The 12,787-nt window shown below is 54.3% G+C and carries 10 protein-coding genes; 7 read left to right on the top strand and 3 right to left on the bottom strand.

Annotation, left to right across the window (positions count from 1 at the left end; translation table 11 throughout):
• Nucleotides 1-66: 66 nt before the first annotated feature.
• Together WMW72_RS24765 and WMW72_RS24760 are read right to left on the bottom strand one after the other, a co-directional pair.
• Complete coding sequence (locus WMW72_RS24765; protein WP_341418258.1) at nucleotides 67-1,398, bottom strand: Fe-Mn family superoxide dismutase; 1,332 nt, start codon at nucleotides 1,396-1,398, stop codon at nucleotides 67-69.
• A gap of 137 nt (nucleotides 1,399-1,535) precedes the next feature.
• Nucleotides 1,536-2,579, bottom strand: a complete 1,044-nt coding sequence (locus tag WMW72_RS24760) for an alpha/beta hydrolase (RefSeq protein ID WP_341418257.1) — start codon at nucleotides 2,577-2,579, stop codon at nucleotides 1,536-1,538.
• A 303-nt stretch (nucleotides 2,580-2,882) separates the two neighbouring features.
• Between WMW72_RS24760 and WMW72_RS24755 the strand changes: the two genes are divergently transcribed.
• Nucleotides 2,883-3,626 (top strand): IclR family transcriptional regulator, encoded by a 744-nt coding sequence (locus WMW72_RS24755; RefSeq protein ID WP_341418256.1) that lies wholly within the window; start codon nucleotides 2,883-2,885, stop codon nucleotides 3,624-3,626.
• An 88-nt stretch (nucleotides 3,627-3,714) separates the two neighbouring features.
• On the opposite strand, the gene acnA is transcribed toward WMW72_RS24755, so the two are convergent.
• Entirely contained in the window at nucleotides 3,715-6,423 is a 2,709-nt protein-coding gene (acnA, locus tag WMW72_RS24750) for an aconitate hydratase AcnA (protein WP_341418255.1), read from the bottom strand.
• A gap of 255 nt (nucleotides 6,424-6,678) precedes the next feature.
• Here acnA and WMW72_RS24745 point away from each other — a divergent pair, with 255 nt between their 5' ends.
• The 6 genes from WMW72_RS24745 (at nucleotide 6,679) to WMW72_RS24720 (ending at nucleotide 12,376) form a co-directional block, all read left to right on the top strand.
• Nucleotides 6,679-7,698, top strand: coding sequence for an amidase domain-containing protein (locus WMW72_RS24745; protein ID WP_341418254.1), 1,020 nt, complete (start codon nucleotides 6,679-6,681; stop codon nucleotides 7,696-7,698).
• Nucleotides 7,699-7,811: 113 nt separating this feature from the next.
• Nucleotides 7,812-8,939 (top strand): D-alanine--D-alanine ligase, encoded by a 1,128-nt coding sequence (locus WMW72_RS24740; protein WP_341418253.1) that lies wholly within the window; start codon nucleotides 7,812-7,814, stop codon nucleotides 8,937-8,939.
• Nucleotides 8,940-9,024: 85 nt separating this feature from the next.
• Nucleotides 9,025-9,348 (top strand): hypothetical protein, encoded by a 324-nt coding sequence (locus WMW72_RS24735; protein ID WP_341418252.1) that lies wholly within the window; start codon nucleotides 9,025-9,027, stop codon nucleotides 9,346-9,348.
• Between the two features lie 145 nt (nucleotides 9,349-9,493).
• Nucleotides 9,494-10,495 carry a UV DNA damage repair endonuclease UvsE gene (gene uvsE, locus WMW72_RS24730; protein ID WP_341418251.1) on the top strand — a complete coding sequence of 334 codons (1,002 nt, stop codon included), beginning with the start codon at nucleotides 9,494-9,496 and terminating at the stop codon, nucleotides 10,493-10,495.
• Between the two features lie 115 nt (nucleotides 10,496-10,610).
• Nucleotides 10,611-11,378 (top strand): enoyl-ACP reductase FabI, encoded by a 768-nt coding sequence (gene fabI / locus WMW72_RS24725; protein ID WP_341418250.1) that lies wholly within the window; start codon nucleotides 10,611-10,613, stop codon nucleotides 11,376-11,378.
• Between the two features lie 146 nt (nucleotides 11,379-11,524).
• The gene (locus WMW72_RS24720) at nucleotides 11,525-12,376 is read left to right on the top strand and encodes an inositol monophosphatase family protein (RefSeq protein ID WP_341418249.1); all 852 of its coding nucleotides are present in this window, start codon (nucleotides 11,525-11,527) and stop codon (nucleotides 12,374-12,376) included.
• The last annotated feature ends 411 nt before the right edge of the window (nucleotides 12,377-12,787 follow it).

The raw sequence follows: 12,787 nt of genomic DNA, 5'->3' as shown, positions 1-12,787 counted from the left end.
TAATCCGCATCAGGGGGAGCAGCCTTTTTCTGTAGCTGTGTAGCCTGGAGAACCACCCTCTGGCGATCAGAAAGGAGGCCAGGCGATGGTACGGGCGGCGGCGAACCGTTCGTTCACATGATCCCAGTTCACCGTATGCCACCAGTCCTCAATATACTTAGGCCGTTCGTTCTGATGCTTGAGGTAATAGGCATGCTCCCACACATCCAGCGGGAGCAGTGGAATAACGTCCCACTGGGACAGATTCTGATGCTTCTCAGCTTGCAAAATTTCCAGACGGCGGCTGCGCGGGCTCCAGACGAGGATCGCCCAGCCTCCGCCCTCTACCTTGTCGGCGGCCGAGCTGAACTGCTTCTGGAACGCCTCGAAGCTGCCGAAGGAGTGGCGGATCTCCTCTGCGATCGGACCTGTGGCTTTGCCACCTCCTCCGGGCTTCATCACATTCCAGAAGATCGTGTGCAGGTAATGCCCTGCTCCATTGAAGGCGAGTTCCCTCTCCCAATGCTTGACGAGGTCAAAGTCGCCGGACTTGCGCGCCTCCTGCAGCTTCTTCTCGGCCTTATTCAGACCGTCGACATAGCTCTTGTGGTGCTTGTCGTGATGGATACGCATCGTCTCGGCATCAATATAGGGCTCCAGGGCATCGTATGCGTAGGGCAGCGGAGGCAGGCGATGCTCGCCGATCGGGACTGCCTTGTGACCTCCTGCTGAGGCCGGGTTTGGCTGGGGAGAGTGATGCTGGACGCTTTCTGTCTGGGCAGCGGCCGGTTGTTGCCCAGACCCGCCCCCCTTGGGAGCAGACTGATTCGTCCAGGTGCCCTCAAGCGTAGCGGTAGGCCGGCTTCCTTCTTCATGAGGTGACAGATGGATATGTACCCGGGCTTCTTCTTCCTGCTCTTGTTCACTCACGGGTTCGTAGCCAGCGGTAAGCGGACGTCCTTGGCCGGGCGGCGCGGCAGCTGGGACCCCGGCTGTGCCTTGTTCTTGGACAGCCTGGAGTACACCTAGGAAATATTCCGACTCGCGGATAATGTGCAGGATGACGGTCTGTACAACGGGGCTCACCTTAACCGGCGCACTATGATGCAGGATCTGGAACAAGTGCTGAATAAATGTCTGGGATTGCACCGTAGAGGTGACGAGCAGTTGATGGATATGTGCGTTTAGCTCAGGCGATGGGGACGAGGGATTGCGGACAAGCGCCTCGATCCAGCGGATCGCCTCGGCCTCCGTCTGGGCAAAGACGCCTTCCCATTGTTCAAGCAGCTTGACATACTGGGGCTCCAGTCTAGGCACAAGCTCTCGGATGACGACTGTGTGCTCTCTCTCCTGCATCTTCCAGAACCGGATCTCCTCCAAAATCCGCAAGGGCAAGAGTGCTCCGTAAACGACAAGCATAATAAAAAAACCTCCCCGAGTTCTTGACTTTATCCCGCTGACGGTCAGGTACGGTTGTACCGTCACGTGCCGGCCGGCCGGGATAAAAGCTCCAAGAACAGTCTATGCGGAGAGGCTTGTGTGATATGCGGGATACTCTAACGGGACTTGCCGTATTTAATCGGTTCACCGGCAGAAGTAGACAGCGTACGGAGGAAGCCCGTTGTCATCTGCAGGTAGGCTTTCTTATGTGCCCGGTAGATCAGCTCATGGCCGTCATTCTCAAGCATCCAGAGGGCTGAGCCGGAATTTTTCTGCTGATGGGCATAAATATCCTGGACCATCTCGTAGGGCGCGCGAACATCCTGTTTGCCGTGAATGAAGAAGATCGGCATGGAATAGGCCGTTTGTTTAATCGTCTGGTACGGAATCTCGTTGAAGCTGACACCATTAATCAGCGGGAAAAACATATGCACTAGCGACTGGGAGAACTTCGGCACATTGGCGACCTGCTTCATATTGTGATAAAGCGTGCTGGGCTCCAGGATGAAGGTGCTATCCAGGATCATGCCGTCGATGTCCTTGGACTGGAGTGCTGCCTGCAAGGCGGTTCCGGCTCCCATGGAGAAGCCCCAGACGTAAACGCGTTCTGCGCCCCGGTCCTTGGCATACTTGACGGCTCCGAGGAGCTCCTGCGATTCGCGCAGTCCGCCCGTCACATTCCACTTGGGCTGCACATACCCGTAATCGAACATAATGACATTATAGCCCTGCTTGTGGGCGGCTTTGGCCAGGTCGTAGAGCGGCACCCAGATTTCCTCGCGGTTGCCTCCATAGCCATGGGAGAAGACAACGGTCTGACGCTTGGCTTCGGCGCCGTCGATAGCGGATACCGACGGGATGTACCAGCCCGACAGCTCAGACGAACCGTTGAGACTCGGGAACGTAATATCCTCATAGGCTGCGCCGAAGGCGGCGGCCGGATTGGAACGGAGCGGATCGATATGAGGCCGTCCCAGCGTCCAGGCCACGTAGGCGTGGAAGGCGATCGCAAGACTGAACAGCAGTAGCAGTACGGACAGGATGCCGATCAGCCAGCCTTTGCGGCGGCGGAGAAACGAGACGCGTCGGGAAGCGATTTCAACAGAGCCGGGATGGAGCGGCGCTGGAGTCGTTGTCGGTGTATAAGGATTGGTTTCCATAGCGAGCCCTCCAATTCACTGAGATGTCTGTGGGCGACGGACGATAGAAGGCTGAACGTTGCTAGGCATGGAAGACAGGCATTGCCCGACAAGAAGAGCCAATTGTCTGAAAGTTCTTATTGATTTTATAGTAAATCCATAGGGACGAATCGTCAATGAGCCGCGAAAAATGTAAACAATCTGTAATCTGAGCGTAACAGAAGCAGATCCTTGAATGGGAAAGACCGGATATAGGAAATCGGCGAAATATCGGGTATAATAGATTTCAACTGGTGAAACCGATTTTCGGGGAGTGGAAAATGGATGGAAGATGGTAAATTAACCGTTCGTGCCGTGGAACGAGCCCTGGATATATTGCTTTGCTTTACTCAGGCAGAAGACTTAAGTCTGACAGAAATCGCGAGCCGTGTAGAATTGCATAAGAGCACGGTGCATCGGCTGCTGGCTTCGCTGGAAGGAAAGGGCTTCGTCATACGCGACCCTGCGTCAGAGCGCTACCGCCTCGGCTTCAGCGTCTGGGAGCTGTCTGCGAACCTGACGCATACCGACGACCCGGCGTTGCTGCTGCTGCCGGAGATGGAGCGGCTGCGCGACGTGCTCGGCGAGACCGTCAGCCTCTATGTACGGGACGGCATGGAGCGCGTCCGCGTGCAGGCCGTGCAGAGCAACCAGGCGATCCGCCGGGTAGCTCCGATCGGGGCACGCCTGCCGCTGTATGTCGGCGCGTCGAGCAAGGTGCTCGTCGCGTTCGCCGAGCATGCTGAGCAGGAGGCGCTGCTGTCGCACGCCACCTGGCCGGCATCGTCTCGCAATGAGGCTTATCAGCAGCAGCTCCGTGAAGTTCACGAGCTCGGCTATGCCACGAGCGTAGAGGAGCGAGAGCCGGGAGCGGCCGCCGTATCCGCTCCGATCTTCGACCGCAGCCACCGGCTTGTTGCCGCGCTGGCTTTATCCGGCCCCTCCAACCGGTTGACGGTGGAGATGATGAAGGAGCATGCGCCGGCGCTGCTGGAGGCAGCCCGCCGGATGGGCAAGATGCTGAAGTAAACGGGGTTAGGACGGCCTAGCTAATTCCGAAATTCATACAAAAAAGACAGTGGAGCTGCTGCTCCACTGTCTTTTTGTATTCATAATCTTAAGCCATAATCTGGCGCAATACCGTCTGCAGAATACCACCGTTGCGGTAGTAGTCTACATCCACGAAGCTGTCCAGACGGACGATCGTGTCGAATTTGAAGGTCGAGCCGTCTTCGCGGGTAGCGGTGACAGTTACCTTTTGCCCAGGCTGAACATCATTGGACAGGCCTGTGATGTCGAATGTCTCGCGTCCGGTGACGCCGAGTGAGCTCCAGCTTTGGCCTTCGGCGAATTGCAGCGGCAATACGCCCATACCGACCAGGTTGGAACGGTGAATCCGCTCGAAGCTTTCCGCGATGACAGCTTTGACGCCCAGCAGGAACGTACCTTTAGCCGCCCAGTCACGGGAGGAGCCGGTGCCGTACTCTTTGCCTGCGATGACGACGAGGTTCGTGCCTTGCTCCTGATACTTCATGGAAGCATCATAGATCGACATGACTTCGCCTGTAGGCAGGTAGGTGGTTACGCCGCCCTCAGTGCCTGGAGCAACCTGGTTACGGATCCGGATGTTCGCGAACGTACCGCGCATCATCACGTCGTGATTACCACGGCGGGAGCCGTACGAGTTGAAGTCTTCCTTCTTCACGCCATGCTCGATCAGGAACTTACCGCCAGGGCTGTCTGGCTTGATGTTACCTGCTGGCGAGATATGGTCCGTAGTGACGGAGTCGCCCATCAGCGCAAGTGTTTTCGCGCCGCGGATATCGGCGATATCGTTCAGCTCCGGCGACAGGTTGGAGAAGAACGGCGGGTTCGCGATATACGTAGACTTCTCGTCCCACGCATACAGGTCGCCTTCCGGTACTTCGATCGCATTGAAGCGCGGGTTGGAACGGAACACGTCCGCATATTTAGCGCGATACAGGTCAGGGCTCATCGCCACGCCCATCGCGTCTTGGATTTCTTGGGAAGTCGGCCAGATGTCCTTCAGGTACACAGGCTCGTTCTTCTGATCATAGCCGATTGGATCGTTAGCCAGATCGATATTCACCGTACCTGCGAGCGCATAAGCGACGACAAGCGGCGGCGAAGCCAGGTAGTTAGCTTTGACTTGAGCATGAACGCGGCCTTCGAAGTTCCGGTTACCGGACAGTACGGCAGCAACGGTCATGTCGTTCTCAGCGATCGCTTGGCTCACTTCATCCGGAAGCGGACCGGAGTTACCGATGCACGTCGCGCAGCCGTAGCCGGCTACGTGGAAGCCCAGGGCTTCAAGCGGCTCGATCAGGCCAGCTTTGGTCAGGTATTCGGTAACGACCAGGGAGCCTGGCGTCAAGCTGCTCTTCACGTAGCCCGGCTTGCGGAGACCCAGCGCGACTGCTTTCTTCGCTACGAGACCGGCGCCGATCATAACGCTTGGGTTCGACGTATTGGTACAGGATGTGATCGCCGCGATGACGACTGCGCCTGTGCCCATTTTGCTGATATCGCCGTTCTTATGAGGAACATCGACGAATTGCTCGATTTTCTCGTCAGACAGCCCATAACCGCCTTTGTCGATCGGCGTACGAATGATGCTGTTGAACGATTCCTTCATATTAGTAAGCTCTACACGGTCTTGCGGACGCTTAGGACCTGCCAAGCTCGGTACGACGGAAGCCAGGTCAAGCTCGATGACGTCGCTGAACACAGGGTCCGGCGTAGCATCCGTACGGAACATGCCTTGTGCAGTGTAGTAGGCTTCGACCAGAGCGATCTGATCTTCGCTGCGGCCTGTGCCGCGCAGGTAGTTCAAGGTTTCGCTGTCGACTGGGAAGAAGCCGATCGTCGCGCCGTATTCCGGAGCCATGTTTGCTACCGTTGCACGGTCAGCCAGGCTGATGTTGGAAAGACCGGAGCCGTAGAATTCAACGAATTTGCCGACAACGCCTTTTTTACGGAGCATTTGGGTGACAGTCAGAGCCAGATCAGTTGCCGTAGCGCCTTCGTTCAGCGTACCTGTCAGCTTGAAGCCGATAACCTCAGGGGTAACGAAGTACAGCGGTTGTCCGAGCATCCCGGCTTCCGCCTCGATACCGCCGACGCCCCAGCCTACGATACCGAGACCGTTGATCATCGTGGTGTGGGAGTCCGTACCTACGAGGGAGTCCGGATAGACGAACGTTTCACCGTCAACGGTCTTAGTAGCCGCTACGGAAGCAAGGTACTCCAGGTTAACCTGGTGAACGATACCGGTATCCGGCGGTACCGCACGGAAGTTGTCAAACGCCGTTTGTGCCCAGCGAAGGAAGCGGTAGCGCTCTTCATTGCGCTCAAACTCGATTTTTTCGTTGAATTCCAACGCATCCTTCGAACCGAACGCGTCGACCATGACGGAGTGGTCGATAACAAGGTCGACCGGTACGAGCGGGTTGATGCGCTTCGGATCTCCGCCGGCTTGTTTCATTGTATCTCTCATGGCTGCCAGGTCGACGACGACAGGCACGCCTGTGAAGTCCTGGAGCACGATACGTGCTGGGATGAAAGGAATTTCTTTGTTGGCGTCACGCTCGACAGCCCAGTTAGCAATTTGCTTCACATGCTCGGAAGTGATGGCTTTGCCGTCGAATTGGCGGACAGCTGCTTCCAGAAGTACTTTAATGGAGAAAGGCAGGTTGTTGATCTTGCCTTCGCCCTGTTGTTCAAATGCCGGCAAGCTGTAGTAGTTGTAGGATTGATTGCCTACGACGAGCTGCTGGCGGACCGAAAACTGGTCTTTGTTGGACATGGTAGCTTTCCTCCTTGAATCGGTTTTGAGCTTCGCGAGTTCTGGTTTCATAGGATGAAACTCGATTTCACAAAATGGCCTTACCCTTAGTATACATGCTTCGGGCCCTCTTCGTAAAGGCTGATTTGTATCATTTTTGCCGGGTCTGGCGCATACGTATGGGAATGAATGCTCCGTCTGTTAAGCGGATAAGCAGCCCGCACCCTGCCGCTGCTTGGCGAAGCACAGCTAGCTGACGAAAGGGGATTGGCAACCATGGCTTGGAAGTTAACCCTGTACGACTATATCCACCATCGCAACCTGATTGATATCGATTATTCCGTCGAGCCGCTGCTGCCTTTCGTGCAAGACGGCGGATTCCTTCACCGGCAGGCTTTGCTGCAGGCCCGCCGTTCTGATACGGATCGGGAACGGAAGCTTATTCCCGTGAAAAACGAAACCCGACTTATCATCGATCGGGTAGACGAACAGCCCGGCAAGACGATCGTCGATGTGACGCTGAAGCGCAAAGCCTTCGCCCGGATCCGGGAGATCGAGCAGGAAGAGCTGCGCATCGAGCGTGAACGGGTCACTCTTCACGAAGGGCTGGACGGCTGGTCCATTATCGGCGTTAAGCTGCTTCAAACGGAACAGACACCTCGGGTTAAGCCTCCTATGCCCGGGGGCTGGGTGGAAGTGGAGGACCAGGCGCTAATCGAAGGAGAGATGCGTGCTCCTTCCGTTCCCTTCCTCAATCGTGAGGTGGTTCATGAATGGCAGAATGCTCCTCGGGGCACCTACAACCGCCGCGCTGCAGCAGACTACGCGGATCAATGGTGGGACAAAGGCAATCCCAACTACCTGACCTTCGAGGTGGATTGTACCAATTATGTGTCTCAATGCCTCTTTGCAGGCAGAGCGCCTATGAACTATACTGGTAAAAGGGATTCGGGCTGGTGGTATAAGGGCCGCTCCGGCACCCAGGAGCTATGGAGCTATAGCTGGGCGGTAGCCAATAGCCTGCCGTTTTACCTGACGACGAGCCGTCTCGGCCTCCAGGGACGGGAAGTTTCCTCGCCGCAGGAACTCGATCTCGGCGATACAATCAGCTACGATTGGAATGGCAATGGCAGGTTCGAGCATTCCACGATCGTTACGGCCAAGGACCCGGATGGCATGCCTTTGGTCAATGCCCATACGGTGAGCAGCAAGCACCGGTATTGGAGCTATACGGATTCTTACGCTTGGACGGACAAAACCCGATACCGGTTTATCAAGATCGACGAACGGTTTTAGAAGGCTGTCTCAAGATGGCACCTTCCTATCGTTCGCTTTTCTTCAGATAGCCATGCACTTATTTAGCGGCAACCGACATCATTTCTTATCATTGATACGATCCGGAGGTTCATATGAGCAATAAAATTCGCGTAGGCTTGATTTACGGGGGTAAATCCGGCGAGCATGAGGTTTCCCTGCAGACCGCTCTGGCGGTTATGAAGGCATTTGATTTTGAGAAGTATGAGGTAACCCCTTTTTACATAACGAAGGAAGGGCAGTGGCGTTCGGGAGCAGCGCTTACAGGTCCGGCTGAGACTGTGCAGTCTTTGAAGTTCGAGGCTTCTGTTGAGAACGCGCTGAACGGTTCGACGCTCCAGCCCATATGGAACTCCATAGGCAACTCGTCTCTCACTCAGACGCCAGGTGAGGCGGCTGCTTCGCTTGATGTTATTTTCCCGTTGCTTCACGGAACCTTCGGCGAGGATGGTACTATTCAAGGCCTGCTGGAAATGGCCAATGTCGCCTATGTCGGTGCCGGGGTTCTTGCATCATCTGTCGGAATGGACAAAGTGATGATGAAGCGGGTTTTCGCTCAGGATGGATTGCCCCAATGCGTATTCCGTCATTTTACGAGAAATCAGTGGGAGAAGGACAATGCGTTCTTCCTTATGGAGATTGAGGTTTCCATCGGTTATCCATGCTTTATCAAGCCTGCGAACCTCGGCTCAAGTGTTGGAGTCAGCAAGGCGAGCAACCGTGAGGAGCTGATCGGAGCAGTTAATGAAGCTTTCCGTTTTGACCGTAAGGTCATCGTGGAGGAATTCGTTAACGCGCGTGAGCTGGAGGTTGCGGTATTGGGCAACGACGATCCCCAAGCTTCTGTGGTGGGAGAGATTGTCTCCTCCAGTGAATTCTATGATTATAAGGCCAAGTATGTCGACGGGAAGTCCTCCATGATTATTCCGGCTGAGATCTCTCAAGAAACGTCAGAGCGTATTCGTGAGCTGGCTGTTCGTGCCTTTCTGGCGATCGATGGCTCCGGGTTGTCTCGCGTCGATTTCTTCGTGCGCAAGGAAGACGGCGCCGTCTTTATTAACGAGATCAATACGATGCCGGGCTTTACGCCGTTCAGCATGTATCCGCTGTTATGGCAGGAGAGCGGCAAGCCTTACCGCGAGCTGCTGGATGACCTGATCCAGCTTGCCGTTAAGCGTCATGGGGAGAAGCAGCGGCTTCAGTATACGTTTGACGTGGAATAGGGCCTTGCGTCCGCATCCCGCTTGCTTTTGGCTTCCGGCTTCCGGTATGCTAGTCTTAAGAAGAACAGGCGAAGGGAGCGGGCTTATGGGTTTTCAAACCGAGTTTAATTCCGTATGCAAGTTTAAATCGGAGCAGGAGCTGTACGAACTGCTGGAGTACGGCCGCGGCAAAATGGTCAAGAGCGGGTTCCGGGTGTTCCCGACCGGCCAGAAGGTTATCGCTTATTCCCTTGATAATCAGGCCATCGCAATTGTCAAAATTATCGCTTCGATTGCAGAGATTAACTTTCAGGGCGAAGAGGTGACCCAGGTCGAGATGGATCTGGTCCGCAAGCTAAGCGATGAGGAATCGCGTGTACAGACGGCACTGGCGCATGAGATGTTTTTCGGCGACTCTGAACGTTCCTGATTATAGATCACACATCATTTCGAACATCCCGAACCGCAGCGGCGATCGGGGTGTTTTTTTGCGTTCATTTCATGAAGGGCATACTTTTGCAGGGTTGGGCAAACTAGGGGAAAGATCACGCTGAGATGAGGAGTGTGAAGGATGCATGCTAGTTCGGCTGGGTTATGTGGCCATGTCGGTTCTCGTCAAGAACGCTTCACCCTCCAAGACCATGACTTATTCGAGCTTCTCCAAGCTGGATGACCGGGAGGCTGCCCTGCGCAAGCTGGAACGGCTCTCCCATGAGAATCTGGCCAATACTCTTCGGCTGCTGAGGCATAACCGGGCCCATGATATCGAGCTGTACCGTTGCTCGTCCAAACTAATCCCCTTGCTCGGCCACGAAGCGCTGGGAGATTGGGATCCCATCGACAGACTGGCGGATGCGTTCGCGGATATCGGCAGCTATGCCAAGCAGCATCGGATGAGGCTAAGCTTTCATCCGGATCATTTTACCGTGCTCAGCACCATGCGGCAGGACGTGCTGAGCCATTCGGTGGCCGACCTGGAGCGCTATGTCCGCATGCTGGAGGCGATGGGGCTGGATGCATCGGCCAAGTGCAACATTCATGTTGGCGGAACCTATGGCAACAAGGACACAGCCCGGGAGCGGTTCATCCGCCATGCAGAGGCGCTTCCTGTCCGCATCCGGGAACGGCTCACGCTGGAGAATGACGATAAGACATTCAATGCGCTGGAGACCCTGGAAATTGCGGAGCGAATAGGTGTCCCGATGGTGCTCGATATCCATCATGACCAGGTGAATCCGAGCGGTCTTTCTGCCGTGGAGCTCTGGCCTCGAATTCAGCGAACATGGGAAGGTCAGCTGGAGCAGCAAGCCCCGGATCGAGAGAGTGAACCGGCATCGCTCCCGCCCAAGATTCATGTATCCAGTCCCAAAACCGAGAATGACCCGCGGGGTCACGCCGATTACATCGACCCTCCGATCCTATTCTCATTCCTGCGGGAGATTGCTGCAACAACCCCCAGATTGGATATCATGCTCGAGGCTAAGATGAAAGACGATGCATTGATGCGTCTGATGATCGCCGCCCGCGACGAGCCGGATGTTACGATCCGGACACAGGCGGCTTTCGAATTGAACTAAACCGGCGCGCTATCCGACAAAAAAGGGCTCTTGAAATCTTGTTCGAAATCAAGTACCTTGATTAGGAAGAACATGTACGAGCTCTATTTTTTGCCAGGAGAGGGGAACGCGGACAATGAGTTTGGTAGCTGGAAAAAATATCGTCGTTATGGGCGTAGCCAATGACCGGAGTATTGCTTGGGCTATTGCCCAGTCGTTAGCTGCCCAGGGTGCACGACTTGTATTTACTTATGAGAACGAGCGGGTTGAGGAACGTGTACGTAAGCTTGCTGACACCATCCCGAATTCCTCGATTCTTCCTTGCAATGTGACGGTCGATGAGGATATCGAGCGTCTGGCTGACTCGCTTCGCGAGCAATTTGGCGTGCTGCACGGTATTGTGCACAGCATTGCTTTCGCGAAGACCGAAGAGCTGGAAGGACTGTTTGTCGATACATCACGCGACGGATTTGCTTTGGCGCATGACATCAGCGCTTACTCGCTGGTGGCTGTGGCGCAGCGCCTGCACCCGCTCATGACTGAGGGTGGCAGCATCATGACGATGACTTACCTGGGTGCCGAGCGTGCAATGAAGAATTACAATGTCATGGGGATTGCCAAGGCGGCTCTGGAAGCGAGCGTTCGTTATTTGGCTAATGACCTGGGCCAATTCAATATCCGTGTTAATGCGATTTCTGCGGGGCCTATCCGTACGCTTGCTGCCAAGGGAATCAAGGATTTCAATTCGATCCTGCGTACCGTGGAAGAGAAGGCTCCGCTGCGCCGTACGACGGAGGTCGCTGAGGTTGGAGATACCGCCCTATTCCTCATGAGCCATCTGTCCCGCGGAATTACCGGCGAAGTGATTTACGTCGATAACGGCTATCATATTGTCGGCGTATAAGCACCGAGTAGTATGAAGCATGCCAGTCATCTGTCCGAAGGACGGGGGCTGGTTTTTCTTTTTTTATTGTTTTTGGGGAGCGAAGTGAAACATCACGCGATCTAAAGCGTATAATCATTGAGAATGATATAAGGGAATGATAATGAATGTCTAACAATGACGCTATTATCGGCAGCAAGAGCTTTACGGCCGTAGCCATCAACACGGCTTCCAAAACGGGCCAATGGATTCAGAGCAAACTTGGCGATTTTAACTCCTTACATACGAAGTTTTCTTCTCATGATCTGGTGACCGAGGTGGATAAAGGTGCCGAGAAGATGATCCGGAAGCTGATTCATACCCATTTCCCTACTCATGCTATTCTGGGTGAGGAAGGTGTGGCACCAGGTCCGAAAGCCGCATCTGCAGCTTTGTCACAGGTTCGTGACGAGGAATACTTATGGATTGTCGATCCTCTGGACGGTACGACCAACTTTGTGCACGGCTTTCCGTTCTTCTCGGTATCCATTGCACTGGCTTACCAAGGAGAAATCATCGTCGGCGTTGTCTACAATCCGGTTCATGACGAACTGTTCGTGGCAGAGAAGGGGAAGGGAGCTTATCTCCACGGGAAAAGGATGCAGGTATCCGCAGAGGAAAAGCTGTCTGACAGCTTGATCGCTACAGGCTTTCCAGCTGACCGCGAATTCGCATTGGTTGAAAATATGAAGGGAATACAGGCGCTAAGCCCTCAAGTCCGGAATATTCGTATGGCCGGTTCGGCGGCCCTGCATCTAGCCTATGTAGCGGCGGGAAGGTTAAGTGGCTTCTGGGAGATCGGATTGAATGCCTGGGATATCGCTGCAGGAGCACTGCTTGTGCAGGAATCGGGAGGCAAGGTCACAGATACGGCCGGCAATCCGTACGGCTTGGATGTCCGTCATGTCCTTGCAACGAATGGGCCTATTCACCAAAGCTTTCAGGATAGTCTTGAGCAAGCTGGGGCAACGGCCCTTTAATAGTAGGTGTATAGAGAGAGGCCTACGGGCCTCTTTTTGTATTACTTATATATAGAAGCAAGATAAACGAGGAAAATAAGAATCTAAAAATAGTTGTTGCTTTTATAGAGTAGTCATGATATATTCTATTTCCGGCCAAGACGGCGGAAGAAAATACTGGGTCGAAACACAGCAAGCTAAAAATTAATTTAAAAAAAGCTTGCATAAACCTAGAAGAGTGTGTTATATTATAAAGGTCGCTTTCGACGGAACAAGAAATTTGAAGTCGAAAAACGGCGAGTGAAAATCAATTGCCCTTTGAAAACTGAACAACGAGTGAGTGTTAAATAGAGAATGAAAATTCTCGCTAGCATTACTTTTGAGCAAGTCGAACAAACCTTGTAGTCATTTCGACCTTCGGATCGAAAAGAC

Source organism: Paenibacillus filicis, assembly GCF_038070315.1.
Lineage (GTDB): Bacteria > Bacillota > Bacilli > Paenibacillales > NBRC-103111 > Paenibacillus_G > Paenibacillus_G filicis.
This window is presented reverse-complemented; position numbering and strand designations above follow the sequence as displayed.

Coding starts and splice junctions, on each gene's coding strand:
- WMW72_RS24720 (WP_341418249.1), top strand. CDS start 11,525: ATGTCTAACAATGACGCTATTATCGGCAGCAAGAGCTTTACGGCCGTA.
- WMW72_RS24765 (WP_341418258.1), bottom strand. CDS start 1,398: ATGCTTGTCGTTTACGGAGCACTCTTGCCCTTGCGGATTTTGGAGGAG.
- WMW72_RS24745 (WP_341418254.1), top strand. CDS start 6,679: ATGGCTTGGAAGTTAACCCTGTACGACTATATCCACCATCGCAACCTG.
- fabI (WP_341418250.1), top strand. CDS start 10,611: ATGAGTTTGGTAGCTGGAAAAAATATCGTCGTTATGGGCGTAGCCAAT.
- WMW72_RS24740 (WP_341418253.1), top strand. CDS start 7,812: ATGAGCAATAAAATTCGCGTAGGCTTGATTTACGGGGGTAAATCCGGC.
- uvsE (WP_341418251.1), top strand. CDS start 9,494: ATGCTAGTTCGGCTGGGTTATGTGGCCATGTCGGTTCTCGTCAAGAAC.
- acnA (WP_341418255.1), bottom strand. CDS start 6,423: ATGTCCAACAAAGACCAGTTTTCGGTCCGCCAGCAGCTCGTCGTAGGC.
- WMW72_RS24735 (WP_341418252.1), top strand. CDS start 9,025: ATGGGTTTTCAAACCGAGTTTAATTCCGTATGCAAGTTTAAATCGGAG.
- WMW72_RS24755 (WP_341418256.1), top strand. CDS start 2,883: ATGGAAGATGGTAAATTAACCGTTCGTGCCGTGGAACGAGCCCTGGAT.
- WMW72_RS24760 (WP_341418257.1), bottom strand. CDS start 2,579: ATGGAAACCAATCCTTATACACCGACAACGACTCCAGCGCCGCTCCAT.